The organism is Rahnella sp. JUb53 (assembly GCF_004346065.1).
GTDB classification, from domain to species: Bacteria; Pseudomonadota; Gammaproteobacteria; order Enterobacterales; family Enterobacteriaceae; genus Rahnella; species Rahnella variigena.
This window is the reverse complement of sequence record NZ_SLYT01000004.1, coordinates 76,409-99,350: the sequence shown is the minus strand read 5'-3', so window position 1 is coordinate 99,350 and position 22,942 is coordinate 76,409. Positions and strand designations below refer to the sequence as shown.

Genomic DNA, 22,942 nt, shown 5'->3' with positions numbered 1-22,942 from the left:
TATTCCGCTTCGCTTGTTCACGATAGTAAACGATCAGATGTTTTCTAAATTAATGCCCCGCGTTTTAGGTCCGAAAATGCCGATTACCAGCATCACAATGATCATGCTGACGACGATGAACGCAATTACGCCCTGCGTTCCGGCATATTGCAGGATCAGGCCGATCAAGATGCTGCTGAAGACGGTCGACAGGCGGCTGAATGAATAACAAAAGCCAACGGCGCGAGCCCGGATATGCGTCGGGAATACTTCTGTCTGATAAGCGTGATAGCTAAAGGTCAGCCAGGCATTGGAATAAGTGATCAGGAAGCCGCAAATCACCAGCATCACCGGATGGGTCTGCAGAGCGAATAAGGTGCCGAAAACCACTGTCATTAATGACGAGAGAACAATTTGCCATTTGTTTTCAATTTTATCCGCATATCGGCTGCAAATAAGTGAGCCGAGAGGATACGCCAGCGTGATAAAGAAGGCGTACAGCAAACTGTGGGTGACGGTCGTGCCTTTGCCGGAAAGCAGGGCGGGCAGCCAGTTGCCAAAGCCGAAGAAACCAATGGCCTGGAAAAAGTTCATGACGGTCAGCATGAGCGTCCGTTTGCGGTATTCAGGTGACCAGATTTCCCTGAACGTGCCTTTTCGCGGCAATACAGCGTGGCTTTCTTCAGCGATGTACGCCGGACTATTGCTTACGCCGCAGCGTTTTTCCATCGCGCTCACGACATTATGTGCGTCTTCGTGACGTCCCTGTTGCGCCAGCCAGCGGGCGGACTCCGGCAGGTTTTTACGCACAATCCACACAACCAGCGAACACAACGCACCCGCGATCACCACGTAACGCCAGCCTGTCAGCCCGAAAAAGGTTTGCGGTACCAGCCACCATGACATTAGTGCGACAGCCGGTACAGAAAGAAACTGAATAAAGAAGGCGAAAGCAAAAGCGCGGCTGCGCATATGACTCGGCACCCATTCGGTGAGATACGTATCGATAGTCACCAGCTCAAGGCCCAGGCCAACACCGACCAGAAAACGACAAAGAATGATGCCTTCAGCGCTGTTCTGGAACGACATCAGCAGCGAAAAACAGCCGTACCACGCCAGCGCAAACATGAATGTCATGCGTCGGCCGAAGCGGTCAGCATTGGGTGCCAGAAGACTCGCGCCAAAAAAAAGACCTAAAAATGTGGAAGAAGCGAAGGCTGCCTGATCGGATATGCCAAATACTCCCGCCGTGCCGATATGAAATATGTTCTCTGCCAGTAAACCTGAACTAATGTATCCGGTTTCGAAAAGGTCGTAGAGTTCGAAGAATCCACCCAGTGACAGCAATATGATGAAGCGCCAGAGTCCTGCGGAGGCAGGGAGTGCGTCAATGCGGGCTGATAATGTCTTGTTATTTAATGTTTTTTGTTTATGTATCCCCATGCCGGGGGCGCAGGTGTCACTCATTTTATTATTAGCCTTAGTGATTCATCGTATTAATGATCATGCTAATGACTCCCGGTCGGATTTAAATATTGAATTTTTGTAACGAATAAGAAAATAGAGCATAAAAAACTGCGCAAAAACACATTGTGAAAAGTACAGTTTTATCGGTTCAGAATGTGATGCAGATCGGACTTCCACTTTTGACCGCCAAAAGGCGCTTTAAGACAAATTTCTGTGTTTTGGTTGAAAGGTGCGCATACGCACTCACAAACTGGCAACAATCTGGGATTTTCTGATGCCTGTGTTAGAGTTTAGAGAGAAAAGTATGAAGGCCGCCAGGGCTCTGCGCAGCGATTTGCTGATGAAAAGCACCCGCTTTGATGCCATGAATCGTCATCACCATAAACAATGAAAACGCCAAAAGGTTTTTTATGACTCAACTGCCACAAGCCAAGTTCCGCCATGACTATCGTGCGCCGGACTATACCATCACGGATATCGACCTTAATTTTGAGCTTGATGCACAGAAAACCATCGTGACTGCTGTCAGTCAGATTAAACGACAAGGTGCCGAAGGCGCGCCGCTGGTGCTCAACGGTGAAGATCTGACGCTGATCAGCCTGAAAATTAACGGTCAGGACTGGCCGAAATATCAGTTAAAAGAAGGTGTGCTGGAAGTTACCGGCCTGCCGGAAGCGTTTGAACTGGCGATTGTTAACGAAATTCACCCTGCAAAAAATACCGCATTGGAAGGGTTGTATCTTTCCGGTGAAGCGCTGTGTACCCAGTGCGAAGCTGAAGGTTTCCGCCACATTACCTATTATCTGGATCGCCCGGACGTTCTGGCGCGTTTCACCACCCGCATCGTGGCGGACAAAGCCCGTTATCCTTTTTTGCTGTCCAACGGTAACCGTATTGATCAGGGTGAACTGGAAGGCGGTAAGCACTGGATCAAATGGGAAGACCCGTTCCCGAAACCTTGCTACCTGTTTGCGCTGGTCGCCGGTGATTTCGATGTCCTGCGTGATTCCTTCAAAACCCGCTCAGGTCGTGATGTGGCGCTGGAACTGTTCGTCGATCGCGGCAATCTGGATCGCGCCGGCTGGGCGATGGAATCCCTCAAGCAATCTATGAAATGGGACGAAACCCGTTTCAATCTGGAATACGACCTCGACATCTTTATGATTGTTGCCGTTGATTTCTTCAACATGGGCGCGATGGAAAACAAAGGCCTGAACGTCTTTAACTCCAAATACGTGCTGGCGAAAGCCGAAACCGCCACAGACAAAGATTATCTTGGTATCGAAGCGGTGATCGGCCACGAATACTTCCATAACTGGACTGGTAACCGCGTGACCTGCCGCGACTGGTTCCAGCTGAGCCTGAAAGAAGGCCTGACCGTTTTCCGTGATCAGGAATTTAGTTCTGATCTGGGATCGCGTTCAGTTAACCGTATCGATAACGTCCGCGTTATGCGTGGCGCACAGTTCTCTGAAGATGCCAGCCCGATGGCGCACCCGATCCGTCCGGAAAAAGTCATTGAGATGAACAACTTCTACACCCTGACGGTGTATGAGAAAGGTTCAGAAGTCATCCGTATGCTGCACACTTTGCTCGGCGAAGAGAAATTCCAGGCCGGGATGCAATTGTACTTTGAGCGTCATGACGGCAGCGCCGCCACCTGTGACGACTTTGTGCAGGCGATGGAAGACGCGTCAAACGTGGATCTGTCACTGTTCCGCCGCTGGTACAGCCAGTCCGGTACGCCAGTGCTGACCGTGCGCGACGACTATGATGTGGAAAAACAGCAATACACTCTGACTGTCAGCCAGAAAACACCGGCGACGCCTGATCAGACTGAAAAGCTGCCACTTCACATTCCGCTGGATATCGAACTGTATGACCCGCAGGGCAACGTGATTGCGCTGAAACAAAACGGTCAGACAGTCAGCAACGTGCTGAACGTGACCGAAACTGAGCAAACGTTCGTGTTTGACGACGTGGAATATCAGCCGGTGCCTTCTTTATTACGTGAATTCTCCGCACCGGTGAAACTCGATTACACATGGGGCGATCATCAGCTGACTTTCCTGATGAAATACGCGCGTAACGATTTCGCCCGCTGGGATGCGGCGCAAAGTTTGCTGGCAATTTACATCAAGCTGAACGTGGCGCGTCATCAGCAGAAACAACCGTTGTCTCTGCCGCTGCATGTGGCGGATGCGTTCCGGGCGGTATTGCTGGATGAGAATATCGATCCGGCACTGGCGGCGCAGATCCTGACTCTGCCATCTGAGAACGAAATCGCTGAACTGTTCGAAACTATCGATCCGGAAGCGATCAGTGCCGTTCACGATGCGATTACCCGTTGTCTGGCGACCGAAATGGCCGATGAATTCCTGGCGGTTTACAACGCTAACCGTCTGCCAGCGTACCGTGTCGTGCATGAAGATATAGGTAAACGTTCGCTGCGTAACACCTGCCTGCATTATCTGGCTTTTGCCGATGTGACGCTGGCCGATCAGCTTGTTAAGGCGCAATTTGAACAGGCAGATAACATGACGGATTCTCTGGCAGCGATGTCTGCGGCGGTTTCCGCGCAGCTGCCTTGCCGTGAATCGCTGATGGCGGCCTATGACGAACGCTGGCATCACGACGGTCTGGTCATGGATAAATGGTTTATCCAGCAGGCGACCAGCCCGGCAGCCGATGTGTTGCAGAAAGTCCGTTCACTGCTGAACCACCGTTCATTCAGCATGGGCAACCCGAACCGTGTCCGTTCATTAGTCGGTGCATTTGCCTCTGCCAATCCTTCTGCATTCCACGCGGCAGACGGCAGCGGTTATCAGTTCCTGACTGAAATGCTGACAGATCTCAACACCCGTAACCCGCAGGTTGCAGCGCGCATGATTGAGCCGCTGATCCGCCTGAAACGCTATGACCAGAACCGTCAGACGCTGATGCGTCAGGCGCTGGAACAGCTGAAAGGGCTGGAAAATCTGTCCGGTGATTTGTTCGAGAAAATTACCAAAGCGTTAGAGGCGTAATCGCTTGTAACAGCAACTAGCGGCAATAAAAAAGGGCGATGGAGACATCGCCCTTTTTACGTTTTAAATCACTAAAAGTGGAAATCAGTTTTGTGCGCGCTTCGCTTCCTGAGCCACATTTTGCAACGGCTGCGGCGTAAGTACACGTTCCAGCACTTCAGCTTCCAGCTCCGCCAGTCGCGCGGAACCTTTACGGCGCGGACGCGGCAGGTCAACCGTCAAATCCATACCAATCTGTCCCTGATCTATCAGGATCACCCGGTCAGCCACGGTCACGGCTTCGCTGACATCATGCGTCACCAGCAGAACCGTGAAATCGTGCTGCTGCCACAAACGTTCGATCAGACTTTGCATCTCGATGCGCGTCAGGGCATCCAGCGCGCCCAGCGGTTCATCAAGCAATAACAGACGCGGGCGATGAATTAATGCACGTGCCAGTGCCACGCGTTGTTTCTGTCCGCCGGATAAAGCAGAAGGCCAGTCATCGGCACGATCCGCCAGGCCGACTTCTTCCAGCGCAGCCAGTGCGGCTTCACGCCATTTGCCTTTCAGACCCAGACCGACGTTATCAATGACCTTTTTCCACGGCAGCAGGCGGTCATCCTGAAACATAAGGCGTGTGTCGTCGCGTACCTGACTTAGCGGCGCGCTGGCGCTGAGCAGCTCGCCCTGCGTGGTTTTCTCCAGTCCGGCCAGTAAACGCAGCAGAGTGCTTTTGCCACAACCGCTGCGACCGACTACTGCCACAAACTGGCCGGGCGGAATGCGCATATTAATATCGTTCAGCACGGCGCGGTTGCCGTATTTTTTCGTGATGCCGGAGAGAGTCACCGGCGTGCCTTGCGGAATGCGTGCGGGTGCGCTCATGCGGCATCTCCTTGTTTTTTCTGATAAGCAGGGTGCCAGCGCAGCCAGACACTTTCCAGCAGGCGGGCAAGAACATCGGCCAGTTTGCCAAGAATGGCGTACAGCACGATGGCGACAACCACGACGTCAGTTTGTAAAAACTCACGGGCGTTCATTGCCAGATAACCAATCCCGGAGTTGGCGGATATGGTTTCCGCCACAATCAGCGTCAGCCACATGAACCCCAGCGCGAAGCGCACGCCGACCATTATCGACGGCAACGCACCCGGTAACACCACCTGAATAAACAGCGGGAAACCAGAAAGTCCGTAGCTACGCGACATCTCAAGCAGGCCGCGGTCAATGTTGCGAATACCGTGATAAGTATTGAGATAAATCGGGAACAACGTTCCCAGTGCCACCAGGAAAATCTTGGCAGATTCGTCAATGCCAAACCACAGAATCACCAGCGGGATCAGCGCGAGATGCGGAATGTTACGCAGCATTTGCAGCGAACTGTCCAGCAGACGCTCGCCCCAGCGGGAAAGCCCGGTGATAAAACCGAGCAGCAACCCGAGACTGCCGCCGATGGCGAAACCAATCAACGCGCGGAAGGTACTGATTTTCAGGTTTTGCCACAGGTCACCGCTTTTCGCCAGTGTCCAGAAGGCTTCCACCACGGCGCTCGGTGCCGGCAGAATACGGTTGGATAGCCAGCCGGCTTCCACCGCCAGCTGCCAGCCGCCGATAAGTACCACCGGCACAATCCACGGAGCCACGCGGTTCAGCCAGCGTTGTGTCGTTGTCATCTGCGTTCTCCTTAATGCTGGCTGGCGGTGCGTTTGTTCGCAAAGTCATGAGCGACCAGTTCACCGCGCGGCAAAATGGCTTTCTTCACAGTGTTGTCATCTTCCGGTTTGGCCAGATCCAGATGCGGGAACAGTAATTCGCTGACGCGGTACGCTTCTTCCAGATGCGGATAACCGGAGAAAATAAAGGTGTCGATGCCAAGATCCGCATATTCCTGCATACGCGCAGCAACAGTCGGGCCATCGCCGACCAGCGCCGTTCCTGCGCCGGTACGCACCAGACCGATACCGGCCCAGAGATTCGGATAGATTTCCAGCTTGTTGCGGTCGCCGCCGTGCAACGCTGCCATGCGGTGCTGACCGACGGAATCGGTTTTGGCGAAAGCGGCCTGTGCGCGCTGAATAGTTTCGTCATCCACGTTGGCGATCAGTTTGTCGGCGGCGCGCCAGGCTTCTTCGTTGGTTTCACGCACAATCACGTGCAGACGAATACCGAAACGCACTGTGCGGCCTTTCGCGGCAGCTTTGGCACGCACTTGCTCAATTTTCTCTTTCACTAACGCCGGAGGTTCGCCCCAGGTCAGATACAGTTCCACCTGCTCGGCAGCCAGATCCTGCGCTTCGTCGGAAGATCCGCCGAAATACAGCGGCGGGCGAGGGTACTGAACCGGCGGATGCATCAGGCTCGCGCCTTTTACCTGAATATGTTTTCCTTCGTAATCAACCGTTTCGCCTTCAAGTACGCGGCGCCAGATACGGGTAAATTCTGCTGAAGCTTCATACCGTTCTTTATGGTTGAGATGTAAACCTTCCGCTGCCAGTTCAGACGGATCACCGCCGGTCACCAGATTAAACAGTGCACGACCGCCGGAAAGCCGGTCGAGTGTCGCCGCCTGACGGGCGGCCAGTGTCGGGGAGATAATCCCCGGGCGCAGCGCCACCAGGAATTTCAGGCGTTGCGTGACAGAAATCAGAGAAGCCGCGACGAGCCATGAGTCTTCGCATGAACGGCCGGTCGGCAGTAGTACACCGCCGAAACCTAAGCGGTCCGCGGCCTGAGCAATCTGCTGGAGATAACCGTGGTCTACCACACGGGCACCTTCTTCAGTTCCTAAATAACGACCATCGCCATGGGTGGGTAAAAACCAGAATACGTTCAGACTCATAGTATGTTCCTCTCAAAGTTTTTTGATTCATGACCGCTCAGCGGCGGCTAAATTAGGGTTCAGTTGGCCTGTACAGCCGGTTTCCAGATGCGGTCTTTGATTTCAACCGGCTTTGGCAAAATGTGGTTCTGATAAAACAGGTCGGCGGTTTGCTGCTGGCGCTTTTCCGTCTCGGCATTGACCGGAGTGATTGGCATATCCGGCAAATGATCCAGATAAGAGGCGACCACTTTTTCCGGTAATCCCATCGACTGAGAAAGCAGTTTGATACTTTGTTCGCGGTCAGTTTTGGTCAGCGCATTCGCCTGCGTTAACACATCCAGTACCTGACTGATGAACTGAGGATTGGCCTCGGTATATTTTTTCGGCGCAAGATAGAAGGAACCGGTCTGATGCAGCGTCGAGCCGTCGGTCAGCACGCGAACATCACCCTGAACTTCTGCGGCGGAGTAGTACGGATCCCAGATAGCCCAGGCATCGACGTCATGCTGCTGAAACGCGGCGCGCGCGTCGGCAGGTGTCAGATAGACCGGCTGGATATCACTGAATTTAAGACCTGCCTGTTGCAGGGCACGAAGCAATAAGTTGTGTGAACTGGAGCCTTTCTGGAATGCGACTTTATGGCCTTTGAGATCTGCCACGGTTTTGATCGGGCTGTTACTGTCGACCAGAATCACTTCCGCTTTTGGTTTCGGTGGTTCTGAACCGATATAAAGAAGATCCGCCCCGGCCGCTTGTGCAAACAGTGGCGGTAAATCGCCGGTACCGCCCAAATCAATACTGCCGACGTTCAGGGCTTCAAGGATCTGCGGACCAGCAGGAAATTCCACCCAGCTGATTTTGGTGTCCGGGAAACGTTTTTCCAGCAGCTGATGAGATTTGGCCAGCACCAGTCCGACGGATCCTTTCTGATAAGCGATGCGTAATTGCGCAGGATCTTTTTCCTGTGCTGACGCTGTGGCGCCGAATATCAGGCTGGTGACCAGTCCGGCGACGACGGGCAACAGACGTAATAAAGAGAAAGACGAAGGCATGATTAATTCCTTTTAATTTCAGACGCGCAGGGCTTGCGCGGAAAGGGAAGTGACAGACGGAATTTGCGGACGGCGGCGGCTCAGTGCCAGATAGAAGTTTTCCAGCGATTCGGTCAGACGTTCTTCCAGCGCCGGATCCAGCCTGGCCGGGAACGTCTGATAATCAGTGATCAGACTGTCATCGGCGAAAACACCCTGTAAAACTTCCTGCGCTTTCAGCGAGGCCAGCACAGGTTTCAGCGCATAATCGACGGCCAGCATGTGGCCGATCGATCCGGCCGTCGCCAGTGGCAAAACGACTTTGTGGTCGAGAGCGCGCTCGGGCAGTAAATCCAGCAGAGTTTTCAGCGCACCTGAAAAAGACGCCTTGTACACCGGCGTGGCGACAATCAGACCATCTGCGCTTGCCAGTTCAGCGTTCAGTTGCTTCAACTGAGGGCTGGCAAAATTGGCAAATAACAAATCATCAGCCGAAAAATCCTGAATATTGTAGGTAAAGACTTCGACGCCCCGGCTCGCCAGCCACTGATGGCTGAGCGCCAGCAGGGAAGAGGAGCGGGAAGGTTGTCGGGGGCTGCCGGCCAGTGTGATTACGCGCATTCACTTATTCCTTATAACAATCTGTTATAGAACTATCATTTTTATTAACGAAGTGAAGTAAACCTAGCAGGGGAAGGCGGCAGAGCGGAAATCTCAATTTTGGCTATGGAAAGTTTCAAATCACATAAAGCGCTTTAGATGGCGTGTTGACGCGGAGACAGGTTAAGAAGGAAAAGTGAATTAAAGGTAACTAAAAAGTAATCGTTTGCGCAGCGAAGCAATTATTTGCCCAATATGCCGGTTATCATTTCCAATTGTCCCGCGCTTAGTCAATAATACCGCCCCGTCTAGCCACCGGGAATCCAGGAGTTTCCATGTATTATCCTCTTGTCAGGAAAGCACTGTTTCAGCTCGATCCAGAGCGCGCCCACGAGTTAACCTTTCGTCAGTTGAGCCGCATTTCCGGCACCCCTTTTGAATTCCTGATCCGCCAGTCAGTGCCAACCAAACCGGTAAACTGCATGGGATTATCCTTTAAGAACCCTTTGGGACTGGCCGCAGGCCTGGATAAAGACGGCGAATGTATTGATGCACTCGGCGCAATGGGCTTTGGATTTATTGAAGTCGGCACGGTGACACCGCGTGCGCAGGCGGGTAATGATAAGCCGCGTTTATTCCGCATCGTTGAAGCTGAAGGCCTGATTAACCGCATGGGCTTTAATAACCATGGCGTGGATAATCTGGTGAATAATGTCAAAAAATCACATTTTGGCGGCATTCTGGGGATTAATATTGGCAAGAATAAAGACACGCCTGTTGAGCACGGCGCTGACGATTATCTGACCTGTATGGATAAGGTATATCCGTATGCCGGTTATATCGCGGTGAATATTTCATCGCCAAATACCCCTGGCTTACGTTCACTGCAATACGGTGAGGCGCTGGATGATTTACTGGCGGCGATCAAGAATAAGCAGCTGGAACTTCAGCAGCGTCACCAGAAATATGTGCCGGTTGCCGTGAAGATCGCGCCGGATCTTTCTGAAGAAGAATTGATCCAAATAGCGGACAGTCTGGTACGTCATAATATGGACGGCGTTATCGCCACCAATACCACGCTCGATCGTAAACTGGTTCAGGGGCTGAATTATTGTGAGCAGGTTGGTGGCCTGAGCGGGCGTCCGGTGCAACTGCGCAGTACAGAAATTATTCGTATGTTGTCGAATGAATTGCAAGGACGTCTGCCAATTATTGGCGTCGGCGGGATCGATTCATTAACTGCCGCGCGTGAAAAAATGGCGGCCGGTGCGTCATTAATTCAAATCTATTCCGGCTTTATCTTCAAAGGCCCGGGTTTAATCAAAGATATTGTTAACCACATCTAATATTTTTCATCCTTTAGGCGAGTCAGGGGTTTATTTATCAACCCGGCTCGTCTATATTTTGTCCACTGACCGTAATTCAGGCTCAGGATTTGTCTGATATCACTTCTTCCCAAAAAAATCTATTCTCACAGATTAGCCGGAAATGAAGTCAGGCAGAGGGCATGAGGGCAAACAGGATGACGAAATGAAAATCAAACCAGATGATAATTGGCGTTGGTACTTCGATGCAGAGCATGATCGGCTTATGTTGGATCTCGCCAATGGCATGATTTTTCGTTCCCGTTTCCCGGCTAAAATGTTAACTCCTGATGCATTTGGAAATATGTCATTCTGTGTCGATGATGCGGCTTTGTATTTCGATTATGAAGAACAGTGCAAACATATTCGTCTGGCAGCTGAACAACGTGCGGAATTAGTTTTAAATGCCTTAGTCGCTTTCCGTTTTTTAAAACCGCTGATGCCAAAGAGCTGGCATTTCAGTCAGCAGATGCGCCCTTTCCAGCCAGAGAATGGTCAGCTTGCTCAGGTGCAGGTGATGGACAGTGGTGAACAGGCGACATTGCTGGTGGTAGAATCCGGTGATAACGCCAGCCTGTGCCTGCTGGCGCAGGAGCGGCTGACAGTGGCAGGGCGCGGTATGGTGCTCGGTGATGCCATTAAAGTGATGCATGACCGGTTAATGCCAGCGGCGTTCAGAGTCGACAGCGATGTCTACGATCAGGCAGTGTAAATTACCCTTCATATTTCAAGTTGCAGATGCGTTGGCTGCGCTCAGTCGCCCGAATCACTTAACTGTGTAAGCTCATCGGGATCCCTTCTCTTGCCGACTTTTTGCAACCCGAACTATTTTGGGTAATTGCGGATTTGGGTAATTGCGGGATATTTTAGCCGAGCACGATATCCGTTGCCGGTATGCAACTGCACGACAGAATCGTTCCGTCTTTCCCCACAGCACTTTCTTTCAGTGGCGCAACATTTCCTTCTTTTAATGTCATTCTGCACGCACCGCAAATTCCCGCACGGCAGGAATAGGGGATACGTAATCCCTGCAACTCCAGTTGTTCGAGCAAAATCTGCTGATTGTTGCCGGTAAACTCCGTGCCCTGGTAATTAATGCGGACTTCCTGAGCGGTACTTTTTGGCGCTTCGACATTTTCGACGACGTCGCCTGCGCTGTAAGGGCGGGGTGGTTTGGTCGCCAGCACCTGAACGCTGTCACCCGCGCGGATCACACCGTTGTTACGGGCAATCATGTTCTGACCGAAATCGACGTCGCCATCGCTGGCAGTACGGTAACCTTGCAATGTTTTCAGAGGTTCGCCACGCGGGTGCTTACGGCCTTTTTCGATGCTGACCGTAGTAAAAATGCAGCGGCTGCACGGCTTCACCAGATCGAAAATGACTTCTCCGATGCGGATGGTCTGCCAGCTGTCTTCTGCGTAAGCCTCAGCACCACTGACCACAATATTGGGGCGGAACTGTTCAACCCTGACACCGCCCGGACAGCGGCGCTGCAAATCCTGCATTGACGCTTCGTTAATCAGCAGGTACGGGAACCCGTCGGCGAACGACAGCGGCACTTCGGGATGCTTTTTCACCCGGCGGGTGGGTTCGTCACCGACCCAGCGCAGCTGCACATCACGTTTTAAATAACCACTTAACCAGCGATTTACCGGTTCCGGCGCGATGAGTGAGGTAAACTGATTGCCCCAGACTTCCGTCGGCGAATCAACGCCTGCGAAATCACGAAATCTGACGCTGATACTTTCGCCTTCCGGTGCACTCAGCATCAGACCATCAGGTAACAAAACCGGGGTGAACAGGACGAGGTTCGGATATTGGCGGGCAGTAATAAACATGCCTTGCGGGTCGGTTATCATGAACTGACGGTCGAAAGCCAGCCCTGTTGGCGTGACCAGCGAGTGCGAAACTTGCAGGCCGCGCATCGATTTAACCGGATGAACAAATAAACGTGAAAGAATGGGCACTGAACACTGCCTCTCAGAGTATAAAGTCTTAAGAATAACCAGAGACTTTATGACAAGCGGCAGGGATTAGCTATAATGCGCAACAATTTTATTTTTGGTGATATGTCGATATGAACTCTTTGTTTGCCAGCACGGCGCGTGGACTGGAAGAACTGTTAAAAAGCGAACTGGAAACGCTGGGTGCGCAAGCCTGCAAAGTTGTGCAGGGAGGGGTGCATTTTGAAGGTGACGATCGCCTGTTGTACCGTAGCTTATTGTGGAGCCGTCTGGCTTCGCGCATCTTGTTGCCGCTGAACGAATTCAAAGTTCACAGCGATCTGGATCTTTATCTCGGCGTGATGGCGATTGACTGGCCGTCCGTTTTTGGCGTGGAAAAAACGTTCGCCGTGCATTTCAGCGGCCTGAATGACGAAATCCGTAACAGCCAGTACGGTGCGCTGAAAGTGAAAGACGCCATTGTCGACAGCTTTACCCGCAAAATGGATGAGCGTCCGAATGTGGCGAAACAGCAGCCCGATATTCGTGTAAACGTCTTCCTGCAACGTGATACCGCCAGCGTCGCGCTGGATCTCAGCGGCGAAGGCCTGCATCAGCGTGGCTACCGTGATCTGACCGGTCAGGCACCGCTGAAAGAAAACCTGGCTGCGGCTATCGTGATGCGTTCAGGCTGGGAAGCTGGCACGCCGATGGTCGACCCGATGTGTGGTTCCGGTACCTTGCTGATTGAAGCAGCGATGATCGCCGCCGATCGTGCGCCGGGCTTACATCGCCAGCACTGGGGCTTTACCGGCTGGAACAAATTTGACGCCGAACTGTGGCGCGAACTGACCGCCGAAGCACAGGTCCGTACCCGCCGTGCGGTGCAGGAAACCACGTCCCGTTTCTTCGGTTCTGATATTGACCGCCGCGTCATTGAGATGGCGCGTGCCAACGCCCGTCGCGCCGGTGTGGCGGAGCTGATTAGCTTTGAAGCCGCTGAAGTCGGTAAACTGGTGAATCCGTTGCCGGAAGGTCCGGTGGGTACGGTCATCAGCAACCCGCCATACGGTGAACGTCTGGAAAGCGAACCGGCGCTGATTGCGCTGCACAACATGCTTGGTCGCATCATGAAGACTAAGTTTGGTGGCTGGAAGTTGTCGCTGTTCAGTGCGTCACCGGAATTGCTGAGCTGCCTGCAATTGCGCGCTGAGCGCCAGTTCAAAGCTAAAAACGGTCCGCTGGAATGTGTGCAGAAAAACTACCAGCTGGCTGAAAACCCGACCGGTGCTGCCGGGACGCAAATGGCGGAAGATTATGCAAACCGCCTGCGTAAGAACGTCAAAAAACTGGAAAAATGGGCTAAACAGCAGGGCATTGAATGCTACCGCTTGTATGACGCCGATTTGCCGGATTACAACGTGGCGGTTGACCGCTACGGCAGCAAAGTGGTCGTGCAGGAATATGCGCCGCCAAAAACTGTGGATGCACAAAAAGCACGTCAGCGCTTGTTTGACGTGATCAATGCCACCCTGTCGGTGCTGGATATTTCATCCAGCCAGTTGATCCTGAAAACCCGTGAGCGCCAGAAGGGCACCAGTCAGTACGAGAAGCTGGCGCAAAAAGGCGAGTTCCTGCTGGTTGAAGAATTCAACGCGAAGCTGTGGGTCAATCTGACGGATTATCTTGATACCGGTTTGTTCCTTGACCACCGTATCGCCCGTAAAATGCTCGGTGAAATGAGTAAGGGTAAAGACTTCCTCAACCTGTTTGCTTACACCGGCACCGCCAGTGTTCATGCAGGTCTGGGCGGCGCGCGCAGCACTACCACGGTAGATATGTCTCGCACCTATCTGGAATGGGCGGAAAAGAACCTGCGCGCTAACGGTCTGACCGGCCGTCAGCATCGCCTGATCCAGGCAGATTGTCTGTCTTATCTCGGGATGTGCGACGAACAGTTCGATGTGATCTTTATCGATCCGCCGACGTTCTCCAACTCTAAACGTATGGCCGAAAGTTTTGACGTACAGCGTGATCATCTGGCTCTGATGAAAGATCTGAAACGCATTTTACGTCGCAACGGCACCATTATGTTCTCCAACAACAAGCGCGGCTTCCAGATGGATCTCGATGGATTGAGCAAGCTGGGGCTGAGCGCGAAAGAAATCACCAGCCAAACCCTGTCACAGGATTTCGCCCGTAATCGTCAGATTCATAACTGCTGGCTGCTGTCCCATGCCGGCGAGGAAAAATAAAGTTTATGTCGTTAATTAGTATGTCAGGTGCCTGGCTGTCATTCAGTGACTCGCCGCTGTTGGATAACACCGAATTACACATCGAGCCAAATGAGCGCGTCTGTCTTGTTGGCCGTAACGGCGCCGGTAAATCGACGCTGATGAAAATCCTGAACCGCGAAGTGCCGCTTGATGACGGCCGTATCGTGTATGAGCAGGATTTGATTGTCGCGCGTCTGCAACAGGATCCGCCACGCAACGTCGAAGGTACGGTGTTTGATTTCGTCTCCGAAGGCGTATTCGAGCAGGCTGAACACCTGAAAGCGTATCACGCGATTTCGCATCAGGTTGAAACTGACCCGAGCGAAAAGAACATGAACAAACTGGCTCAGGTGATGGAAATTCTCGATCATCAGGGCCTGTGGCAGCTCGACAGCCGTATCAACGAAGTATTACTGAAACTGGGTTTGGATGCCGATACAGAGCTTAAATCCCTGTCCGGTGGCTGGCTGCGTAAAGCGGCGCTGGGCCGTGCGCTGGTCAGCGCGCCGCACATTCTGCTGCTCGACGAACCGACGAACCACCTGGATATCGAAAGTATCGCGTGGCTGGAAGATTTCTTGAAAGAATTCCAGGGCAGCATTATCTTCATTTCCCATGACCGTTCTTTCATCCGCAATATGGCGACCCGCATTGTCGATCTTGATCGCGGCAAACTGGTGTCCTATCCGGGTAATTACGAAGAATATCTGCTGGCGAAAGAAGAAGCGTTGCGCGTTGAAGAGCTGCAAAATGCTGAGTTCGATAAAAAACTGGCGCAGGAAGAAGTGTGGATCCGTCAGGGTATCAAAGCCCGCCGTACCCGTAACGAAGGCCGCGTACGCGCCCTGAAAGCCCTGCGTAAAGAACGTTCCGATCGCCGCGAAGTGATGGGCACCGCCAAAATGCAGGTGGTTGAAGCTGCAAGCTCCGGCAAGATTGTCTTTGAAATGGAAGACGTTAACTACAGCATCGCCGGTAAACAACTGGTCAGCAATTTCTCTTCGCAGGTTATGCGTGGCGACAAAATTGCACTGATAGGCCCGAACGGCTGCGGTAAAACGACGTTACTGAAACTGATGTTGAGTCAGATTAAGGCAGACAGCGGTCGCGTTCACTGCGGTACCAAACTGGAAGTCGCGTATTTCGACCAGCACCGTGCTGAGCTGGATCCTGAACGTACCGTGATGGATAACCTTGCTGAAGGTAAGCAGGAAGTGATGGTTAACGGTCGTGCTCGTCACGTGCTGGGCTACCTGCAGGACTTCCTGTTCCATCCAAAACGTGCAATGACGCCGGTAAAAGCGCTGTCAGGCGGCGAACGTAACCGTCTGCTGCTGGCAAAACTGTTCCTGCGTCCCAGCAACCTGCTGATCCTCGATGAACCGACCAACGACCTGGATGTGGAAACACTCGAGCTGCTGGAAGAGATGATCGACAGCTATCAGGGCACGGTAATGCTGGTGAGCCATGACCGTGAATTTGTTGATAACTCAGCAACCGAATGCTGGATTTATGAAGGCAACGGCGTGATCAACAGTTATGTTGGCGGTTACCATGACGCACAGCATCAGCGCCGTAACCAGAAGCCAATCCGTCAGGCGGCCGTCACCGAAAATAAACCAGCAGCTCAACCTAAAGCAGAACCGGCAAAACGCACGGCGAATAAGCTCAGCTATAATCAACAACGCGAGCTTGAACAATTGCCTGCGCAAATCAGCATGCTGGAAGAAAAAATTGAAGCGCTGCAACAGCAAATGAGTGATGCGAATTTCTTCACACTTCCTCATGAAGAAACTCAGCAGGTTATCACCGCTTTAGCCGCCGCAGAGCAGGAGTTAGAGCAGGCGTTTGAACGTTGGGAAGCGCTGGAAGCGCAGAAAAACGGCTAACACTGCCCCGTCATGTGCCGTGGAATGAAGGATTGTTCCTGCGGCACATGCTATTGCACGTTCCGCAATTGAGGAGTTGGCTTGTGTGTTCTCATGTCCACGATCCGCACATTTTATGCCCCCAATGCGATTTGCTGGTGGCAATCCCTGAGATTGCTGTCGGGCAAAAAGCAAAATGCCCGCGTTGCCATACGACGCTGACGTCGCGCTGGAAAGAGCCGCGTCGCCGCCCTATTGCCTATGCTGTCAGCGCATTATTCATGCTGCTGTTGTCTAACCTTTTCCCTTTCGTGAACATGAAAGTTGCCGGCCTGGGAAGCGAAGTCACGCTGATTCAAATTCCCCAGGTTTTAGTTTCTGACGACTACGCCAGCATGGCGTCGCTGTTTATGATTCTGGTTCAACTAATGCCTGCGTTAGGCATGATTTTCATCATCATACTTTGCCAGGGGACATCGATACCCAGCCACTGGCAGATCAGCATTGCCCGTAACTATTTTCGCCTGAAGGCCTGGTGCATGGTCGAGATTTTCCTCGCAGGTGTTCTGGTCAGCTTCGTGAAGCTGATGGCTTATGGTGATGTCGGTGTCGGCACCAGTTTCTATCCCTTCGTGCTGTTCTGTATTTTACAGCTCAGGGCTTTTCAGTGTACTGACCGTTACTGGATCTGGCAGCAGGTTGCTCGTGCACCGAAGCTGGAAATGCCGCTCCGTGTCGGTGAGAGCGGACTGTCACAGGGATTACGTTCATGCCATTGTTGTATGGCTATTTTGCCGGTTGATCAAAAACAGTGCGGGCGTTGTGATACATCCGGCCATGCGCGCCGCAAAAACAGTTTGCAATGGACGATGGCACTTCTCATTACGTCTATTTTTTTGTATATCCCCGCCAATCTGTTACCGATCATGATTACTCAGGTACTTGGCACACCGATGCCATCCACCATTATGGCTGGTGTGGTGTTGCTGTGGAGTGAAGGTTCTTATCCTGTGGCTATGGTGATTTTGATTGCCAGTATCATGGTGCCGACGATGAAAATGATTGCGATTGGCTGGTTATGCTGGGATGCAAACAGTAATAAGGAAATCGACAGGGAAAGATTGCACGTGATTTATGAAGTCGTGGAATTTGTTGGCCGCTGGTCAATGATTGACGTGTTCGTTATTGCGGTGCTTTCGGCTCTGGTAAGGATGGGACAACTGATGAGTATTTATCCGGACATTGGCGCACTGCTTTTTGCCAGTGTTGTCATTCTCACTATGTTCGCTGCAATGACGTTTGACCCAAGGCTCATTTGGGATCGCGCTGTAATGAAGTCTGCAAAGGAGCCACAAGATGGCGGGAAATAATATGGCAGAGCACGACGGAACTGCCAAAGTAGAAAAGATTAAACGCTGGTCGCCGGTGTGGATTGTGCCGATTGTTACGGCACTGATCGGCGCCTGGATACTGTTTTACCACTATAGCCATCAGGGCCCGGAAGTGACGTTAATCACCACCTCGGCTGAAGGCATCGAGGGTGGAAAGACCACCATCAAAAGCCGTAACGTCGATGTCGGTAAGGTGGAAAGCGTGACCCTGAGCGAAGATCTGCAACAGGTCATTATCAAAGCGCGCCTGAATACCGGCATGGAAAAAATGCTCCGTGACGACTCTGTATTCTGGGTGGTAAAACCGCAAATCGGACGTGAAGGTATTTCCGGTTTGGGCACGTTATTGTCGGGTGCGTATATTCAGTTGCAGCCGGGCAATAAAGGCGCAGAAAAATCAGAATATAAACTGGATGATTCACCCCCGCTGGCTTCCCCTGATGCCAAAGGTATACGCGTGAGTCTGGAAAGTGAACGTTCGGGCCAGCTGAATCCGGGGGATCCGGTGCTGTTCAGAGGTTTCCAGGTCGGTACAGTGGAAACCAGTCACTTTGATCCGAAAGCGCGCAACATCAAATATCAGCTGTTTATCCGGGCACCTTACGACACACTGGTAACTGACAACGTTCGTTTCTGGAAAGACAGCGGTGTGAACTTCGATATGTCTGCCGCCGGTATGCGTGTCGAAATGGGTTCACTGACCACGTTATTTAGCGGTGGTGTCAGCTTTGATATTCCGAATGGCTGGACGCAGGGCAACGAAGCCAAAGATGGTGACAGTTATAAGCTCTTCGACGATCAGAAAAGCATTCAGGAATCGCTGTATACCCGTCACATGGATTACGTGATGTTCTTCTCGGATTCTATTCGCGGCCTGCAACCTGGCGCGCCAGTTGAATTCCGTGGCATCCGTCTGGGGACTGTGGCCGTAGTGCCTTATCCGATGAATGTGGTGAAACAGCAGATGTCGGATGATTACCGTATTCCGGTTCTGATCCGCATTGAACCAGACCGCTTTGCTCAGTTGCTGGGCAGTAACTTTAATATCGAAGAGCATATCCGTGACGGTATCGCTCATGGCCTGCGTGCTTCGATGAAATCTGCCAACCTGTTAACGGGCGCGATGTATATCGATCTGGATTTCTATCCGAATGAAAAACCGTGGAAAGGGCCGCTGGAAATAGACGGGCAAAAACTGTTGCCGACGGTGAGCGGCGGGTTTGCGCAGATCCAACAGAAACTGATGACCACGCTCGATAAGATCAACAATCTGCCGGTCGAACCGATGATGCGTGAAGCCACCAGCACACTGGCGGAAAGTCAGAGGACGATGAAAGCGACGCAGCGGACCATAGAGTCCCTGAATGCCATTGTCAGCAGCAAGGAAATGAAAAATCTGCCACAGGATATGCAGCAGACGTTGATTCAGCTTAACCGCAGCCTGAAAGGCTTCCAGCCTGGTTCTCCGGCGTACGGACATATGGTGAATGACATGCAAAGTCTGGATAAGACCCTGCGTGAACTGCAACCGGTATTGAAAACGCTGAACCAGAAAAGTAATGCACTGATTTTCGCCGCCCCAGGGCAAGATGATCCTCAGCCGAAGAAGGCCAAATAATGATGAAATGGATACCTGTCGTCTTAGCATTATTCCTGACTGCCTGTAGCAGCAGTGATCAGAAAACTTACTACCAGTTGCCGGTGCTTAACAGCGCCCCGGCAACGGGCAGCGCAATGTCATCAGGCATGACTACCCAACGTCACCTGTGGGTGGAAAGGGTCAGTGTGGCGGATTACTTGTCAGGTAACGGACTGGTTTATCAGACCAATGATGTGCAGTACACGCTGACCCAGAATAATCTCTGGGCCAGTCCGCTGGATCAGCAACTTCAGCAATCACTTGTGACATACCTGCGCCGGGACTTGCCGGGGTATCTGGTTTCCACCCAAGCTGTCAGTTCGGATGATCAGGATGTGCTGAACGTGAATGTGACCGCATTCCATGGTCGTTATGATGGCAGGGTAGTTATCAGCGGAAGCTGGACGCTGAGCCGCAGCGGGCAGATGATCCAGAGAGACTTTACGCTGAACCTGAAACAGAACGAAGATGGCTATGATGCGCTAGTGAAAACGCTGGCTGCCGGATGGCAGCAAGAAGCAGGCCAGATTGCCTCACAAATAAGATGACTATTTTTTAAGCTTAATATTTTTTAAGTAAAACGTAAAAAATCCCGGTTTCTGACTTTTCAGAAGCCGGGATTTTTTTATGGTGATCAGCCAGATGAGGGGTTTATCAGCACGATTATCTCGCGCGCAATCTAATAATATAACTCACAAATATGACATTGGCGTGAATTTTGCGCATTGACCTCTCTGCCGATAGCAGCTATTTGTTAGGTGTGGACGCAGAAGCGGGCCACTGTTTTCTTTCCACCTGACCTGAATAATGAGGGATATAAGGCATGAAGAGACAAAAACGCGATCGCCTGGAACGGGCACAATCACGTGGATATCAAGCAGGTATTGGCGGACGCTCAAAAGAGATTTGTCCGTACCAATCATTAGATGCCCGATCACACTGGCTCGGGGGTTGGCGACAAGCCATGGAGGACAGGGCCGTTACCGCTTAAGCGGCTCCCCTGTCAGAATAAGGAACAACCTCCGCTGCGCGCGGAGGTTTTTGTTTGTAATAAACATCATTAATATCATCTGCGCTGAAAAATGCGCATAAAAAACGGCGAGCCATCAGGCTCACCGTTTTATCAGACTCAGCAATGCGGCTTTCTTAGAAAGCAGCGGCGTCTTTGAACAGACCGACTTTCAGGTCAGTTGCGGTGTAAATCACCACACCATCAACCAGAACTTCACCATCAGCGACGCCCATGATCAGTTTACGGTTGATAACACGTTTGAAATTCAGGCGGTATGTAACCAGTTTTGCAGTTGGCAACACCTGACCGGTGAATTTAACTTCACCTACACCCAGTGCGCGGCCTTTGCCTTCGCCACCGAGCCAGCCCAGATAGAAACCGACTAACTGCCACATTGCGTCCAGACCCAGACAGCCTGGCATAACCGGATCACCAATAAAGTGACAGCCGAAGAACCACAGGTCAGGATTGATATCTAACTCAGCTTCAACATAACCTTTGCCATGGGTGCCGCCATCTTCTTGCATCTTAACGATGCGATCCATCATCAGCATATTGCCTGATGGTAATGGAGGACCGCCAGCGCCAAACAGTTCACTGCGGCCAGAAGCTACGAGGTCTTCTTTCGTATAGGAATCGCGTTTATCTACCATGTTCTATGTAAGCCTTATTTTAATGAAGGGCGAAGCTTAGCTTACAGCTGTAAGCCGAACAACTCCGATCAGCTGCGGCTGAACCAGTTCAACCAGCGAAGAGGCCACGGGTAGCGCGGGCCACCTTGCGATGTGACCAGCGCAATACGCTGCTGAATTAATCCCAGCAGGCTCGGACGCTCTTCTTCAGCTTCTTCTTCGTTTGTGTAAATCAGTCCGGTCAGGATAGGCAGCGCTTCGGCTGCGTTATCAACTGCCCATAAGTGAAACTGGCCTTCGCGAACGGCGTCTACAACCTGCGGATGCAGGCAAAGATTACGCACGTTGCTGGTTGGCAGAATGACCCCTTGCTTACCGGTCAAACCGCGACGCTGACAAACCTCGAAGAAACCTTCGATTTTCTCATTCACGCCACCAATGGGTTGCACATTCCCAAACTGATCGACAGAGCCGGTGACCGCAATTTGCTGGTTAATCGGCTGCATCGACAACGCACTGATGAGTGCGCAGAGTTCAGCGAGAGATGCGCTGTCGCCGTCCACTTCTCCGTAAGACTGCTCAAACACAATCGAAGCGGAGAAGGGCAGAGGCTGGTCGAGTTCTAACTCGGAAATCAAAAAGGCCTGCATAATCATCATGCCTTTGGCATGCAGATTACCGCCTAATTCAGCTTTGCGTTCAACGTCGGTAAATTCGCCGTCGCCGGTGTGTACGACACAACTAATACGCGAAGGTTCACCTAAAGCGCGCGGATGACCCGGATATTCCAGCACGGAAAGGCCGTTAATCTGCCCGACGACTTCACCTTCGGTTTCAATACGGATTTGCCCAAGCTCAATTTCGTCCTGCATACGTTCCTGCAGGTAGCTTTCTCGCCATGCACGTGCATTCGCCGCCGCTTCAAGAGATTTGGCACCGAGCAACTCATCTTCATTATAAAGCGCGGCTTCGCTTAGCTGGGCATTTATCCAGACAGGATCGAGCGTCAGGCTTCCCTGATCGGTGCTGTGGCGAATGGCAATTTTCAGAAACTCAGGCCAGGCATCGGCAGCAAGACGCGGGATCTCAAGCTCATCGGCCAGCGTGTTAACGTAACCACACCAGGTTTCCATGTCACTTTCTTCGGTCAGTGGCAGGTCCGCTTCAAATTCGCCATAGATGGCAGAATCCATCAGCTCCGGTTCCATATCGCTGAGGTCGCCCAGCGACAAGCGATCTCCTACCAGAATCAGACGCAGATCCAGCGGCATCGGAGGAACCGTCACTGGCAACGGTTTTGTCTCATCCGGAGATACCCAGTGATACTGGCCTTCAGTGATCATTTGCTTAAGTCGCAACCACATCAGTGGCTGAGCGATGAGTGTGCGGATAGACAGCACTAAAACACCGCCATTGACCTGATGAACCAGACCCGGTTCGAGTTGAATCTGATCCTTAAACAGGCGAACACAGCCAAACAATTGTTCCGGCTCAATCCATTCGCGGTACTGGCAGGTAAAGCTTGCAGCAAAGGTATCTTCTGAAGATTTAGCCGCCAGCAGCGTCACCTTATTACCGTCAATATGATAGCGGTTGCCAATAACTTCAGTTTGTTCCGGCAGCAGGCTGCTGACTACATCAGCGATGCGTGACAGGTACTCGCGATTTTCCTGCGCTTTGAGCGTCATAAAACGCGCACGCGAACGGGGATGACAAAACAGCGTTAAACCATTTTCCAGCCGGGGCTGTGTGCCTGCGAAATCGACAGGGGCTAACTGGGAAGCCGTTGCAAAAATTGCCTCGTAAGGCGCGGTATCGGGCAGTAAAAGCTGCCAGTCAAGTCGGTTATTGGTCAATGTGTTAGCTGTTTTCTATAAAAAGGGAAAGAGCGATTATACAAGAATAAAT

The 22,942-nt window shown here is 52.0% G+C and carries 18 protein-coding genes; 9 read left to right on the top strand and 9 right to left on the bottom strand.

The features are described from left to right. Window positions 1-33: 33 nt before the first annotated feature. Window positions 34-1,446, bottom strand: coding sequence for an MFS transporter (locus tag EC840_RS11010; RefSeq protein WP_181955480.1), 1,413 nt, complete (start codon window positions 1,444-1,446; stop codon window positions 34-36). A 410-nt stretch (window positions 1,447-1,856) separates the two neighbouring features. Here EC840_RS11010 and pepN point away from each other — a divergent pair, with 410 nt between their 5' ends. Next, window positions 1,857-4,472 (top strand): aminopeptidase N, encoded by a 2,616-nt coding sequence (gene pepN, locus EC840_RS11005; RefSeq protein WP_132965307.1) that lies wholly within the window; start codon window positions 1,857-1,859, stop codon window positions 4,470-4,472. Between the two features lie 84 nt (window positions 4,473-4,556). Here pepN and ssuB read toward each other — a convergent pair whose 3' ends face one another. Genes ssuB through ssuE form a run of 5 tightly spaced genes read right to left on the bottom strand, consistent with a single transcriptional unit; the run spans window position 4,557 to window position 8,927 of the window. Next, window positions 4,557-5,339 carry an aliphatic sulfonates ABC transporter ATP-binding protein gene (gene ssuB / locus EC840_RS11000; protein ID WP_132965305.1) on the bottom strand — a complete coding sequence of 261 codons (783 nt, stop codon included), beginning with the start codon at window positions 5,337-5,339 and terminating at the stop codon, window positions 4,557-4,559. Then, complete coding sequence (gene ssuC, locus EC840_RS10995) at window positions 5,336-6,127, bottom strand: aliphatic sulfonate ABC transporter permease SsuC (RefSeq protein ID WP_132965303.1); 792 nt, start codon at window positions 6,125-6,127, stop codon at window positions 5,336-5,338. The genes ssuB and ssuC overlap by 4 nt, the downstream gene beginning before the upstream one ends. Before the next feature lie 11 nt (window positions 6,128-6,138). Continuing rightward, window positions 6,139-7,293 carry an FMNH2-dependent alkanesulfonate monooxygenase gene (gene ssuD / locus EC840_RS10990; RefSeq protein ID WP_120161253.1) on the bottom strand — a complete coding sequence of 385 codons (1,155 nt, stop codon included), beginning with the start codon at window positions 7,291-7,293 and terminating at the stop codon, window positions 6,139-6,141. Window positions 7,294-7,352: 59 nt separating this feature from the next. After that, window positions 7,353-8,327: a sulfonate ABC transporter substrate-binding protein gene (locus tag EC840_RS10985; RefSeq protein WP_132965301.1), complete on the bottom strand. Its 975-nt coding sequence runs from the start codon at window positions 8,325-8,327 to the stop codon at window positions 7,353-7,355. A gap of 18 nt (window positions 8,328-8,345) precedes the next feature. Further along, a complete protein-coding gene (gene ssuE / locus EC840_RS10980; protein ID WP_112287372.1) occupies window positions 8,346-8,927 on the bottom strand; it encodes an NADPH-dependent FMN reductase in 582 nt (193 codons plus the stop codon). 314 nt (window positions 8,928-9,241) lie between these two features. On the opposite strand from ssuE, the gene pyrD reads away from it, so the two are divergent. After that, on the top strand, window positions 9,242-10,252 hold the full coding sequence (pyrD, locus tag EC840_RS10975) for a quinone-dependent dihydroorotate dehydrogenase (protein ID WP_129638004.1): 1,011 nt from the start codon (window positions 9,242-9,244) through the stop codon (window positions 10,250-10,252). 184 nt (window positions 10,253-10,436) lie between these two features. Next, entirely contained in the window at window positions 10,437-10,982 is a 546-nt protein-coding gene (locus tag EC840_RS10970; protein ID WP_112287374.1) for a cell division protein ZapC, read from the top strand. Between the two features lie 154 nt (window positions 10,983-11,136). Here the strand turns inward: EC840_RS10970 and EC840_RS10965 are convergent, their stop codons facing one another. Further along, complete coding sequence (locus tag EC840_RS10965; RefSeq protein WP_112287375.1) at window positions 11,137-12,240, bottom strand: YcbX family protein; 1,104 nt, start codon at window positions 12,238-12,240, stop codon at window positions 11,137-11,139. Window positions 12,241-12,350: 110 nt separating this feature from the next. On the opposite strand from EC840_RS10965, the gene rlmKL reads away from it, so the two are divergent. The 6 genes from rlmKL to rmf all read left to right on the top strand — a co-directional run bounded on the left by rlmKL (window position 12,351) and on the right by rmf (window position 20,381). After that, window positions 12,351-14,471, top strand: a complete 2,121-nt coding sequence (rlmKL, locus tag EC840_RS10960; RefSeq protein ID WP_132965299.1) for a bifunctional 23S rRNA (guanine(2069)-N(7))-methyltransferase RlmK/23S rRNA (guanine(2445)-N(2))-methyltransferase RlmL — start codon at window positions 12,351-12,353, stop codon at window positions 14,469-14,471. Window positions 14,472-14,476: 5 nt separating this feature from the next. Next, on the top strand, window positions 14,477-16,381 hold the full coding sequence (locus tag EC840_RS10955; protein ID WP_132965297.1) for an ABC transporter ATP-binding protein: 1,905 nt from the start codon (window positions 14,477-14,479) through the stop codon (window positions 16,379-16,381). 83 nt (window positions 16,382-16,464) lie between these two features. Next, window positions 16,465-17,730, top strand: a complete 1,266-nt coding sequence (gene pqiA, locus EC840_RS10950; protein ID WP_132965295.1) for a membrane integrity-associated transporter subunit PqiA — start codon at window positions 16,465-16,467, stop codon at window positions 17,728-17,730. A gap of 1 nt (window position 17,731) precedes the next feature. Next, on the top strand, window positions 17,732-19,369 hold the full coding sequence (gene pqiB, locus EC840_RS10945; RefSeq protein WP_165353165.1) for an intermembrane transport protein PqiB: 1,638 nt from the start codon (window positions 17,732-17,734) through the stop codon (window positions 19,367-19,369). After that, the gene (gene pqiC, locus EC840_RS10940; protein ID WP_129638007.1) at window positions 19,369-19,938 is read left to right on the top strand and encodes a membrane integrity-associated transporter subunit PqiC; all 570 of its coding nucleotides are present in this window, start codon (window positions 19,369-19,371) and stop codon (window positions 19,936-19,938) included. The genes pqiB and pqiC overlap by 1 nt, the downstream gene beginning before the upstream one ends. 275 nt (window positions 19,939-20,213) lie before the next feature. Beyond that, window positions 20,214-20,381: a ribosome modulation factor gene (gene rmf / locus EC840_RS10930; protein ID WP_013574871.1), complete on the top strand. Its 168-nt coding sequence runs from the start codon at window positions 20,214-20,216 to the stop codon at window positions 20,379-20,381. A 155-nt stretch (window positions 20,382-20,536) separates the two neighbouring features. Here rmf and fabA read toward each other — a convergent pair whose 3' ends face one another. Continuing rightward, window positions 20,537-21,055, bottom strand: coding sequence for a bifunctional 3-hydroxydecanoyl-ACP dehydratase/trans-2-decenoyl-ACP isomerase (gene fabA, locus EC840_RS10925; RefSeq protein ID WP_013574872.1), 519 nt, complete (start codon window positions 21,053-21,055; stop codon window positions 20,537-20,539). A gap of 68 nt (window positions 21,056-21,123) precedes the next feature. Next, window positions 21,124-22,890, bottom strand: coding sequence for a Lon protease family protein (locus tag EC840_RS10920; RefSeq protein WP_129638008.1), 1,767 nt, complete (start codon window positions 22,888-22,890; stop codon window positions 21,124-21,126). Window positions 22,891-22,942: the final 52 nt, after the last annotated feature.

Bases quoted from the DNA above. Each gene is read 5' to 3' on its own strand.
- pqiC (WP_129638007.1), top strand. From the start codon at position 19,369: ATGATGAAATGGATACCTGTCGTCTTAGCATTATTCCTGACTGCCTGT.
- EC840_RS10955 (WP_132965297.1), top strand. From the start codon at position 14,477: ATGTCGTTAATTAGTATGTCAGGTGCCTGGCTGTCATTCAGTGACTCG.
- EC840_RS10985 (WP_132965301.1), bottom strand. From the start codon at position 8,327: ATGCCTTCGTCTTTCTCTTTATTACGTCTGTTGCCCGTCGTCGCCGGA.
- ssuC (WP_132965303.1), bottom strand. From the start codon at position 6,127: ATGACAACGACACAACGCTGGCTGAACCGCGTGGCTCCGTGGATTGTG.
- pyrD (WP_129638004.1), top strand. From the start codon at position 9,242: ATGTATTATCCTCTTGTCAGGAAAGCACTGTTTCAGCTCGATCCAGAG.
- ssuB (WP_132965305.1), bottom strand. From the start codon at position 5,339: ATGAGCGCACCCGCACGCATTCCGCAAGGCACGCCGGTGACTCTCTCC.
- fabA (WP_013574872.1), bottom strand. From the start codon at position 21,055: ATGGTAGATAAACGCGATTCCTATACGAAAGAAGACCTCGTAGCTTCT.
- rmf (WP_013574871.1), top strand. From the start codon at position 20,214: ATGAAGAGACAAAAACGCGATCGCCTGGAACGGGCACAATCACGTGGA.
- pepN (WP_132965307.1), top strand. From the start codon at position 1,857: ATGACTCAACTGCCACAAGCCAAGTTCCGCCATGACTATCGTGCGCCG.
- ssuE (WP_112287372.1), bottom strand. From the start codon at position 8,927: ATGCGCGTAATCACACTGGCCGGCAGCCCCCGACAACCTTCCCGCTCC.
- ssuD (WP_120161253.1), bottom strand. From the start codon at position 7,293: ATGAGTCTGAACGTATTCTGGTTTTTACCCACCCATGGCGATGGTCGT.
- EC840_RS10970 (WP_112287374.1), top strand. From the start codon at position 10,437: ATGAAAATCAAACCAGATGATAATTGGCGTTGGTACTTCGATGCAGAG.
- rlmKL (WP_132965299.1), top strand. From the start codon at position 12,351: ATGAACTCTTTGTTTGCCAGCACGGCGCGTGGACTGGAAGAACTGTTA.
- EC840_RS11010 (WP_181955480.1), bottom strand. From the start codon at position 1,446: ATGAGTGACACCTGCGCCCCCGGCATGGGGATACATAAACAAAAAACA.
- pqiB (WP_165353165.1), top strand. From the start codon at position 17,732: ATGGCAGAGCACGACGGAACTGCCAAAGTAGAAAAGATTAAACGCTGG.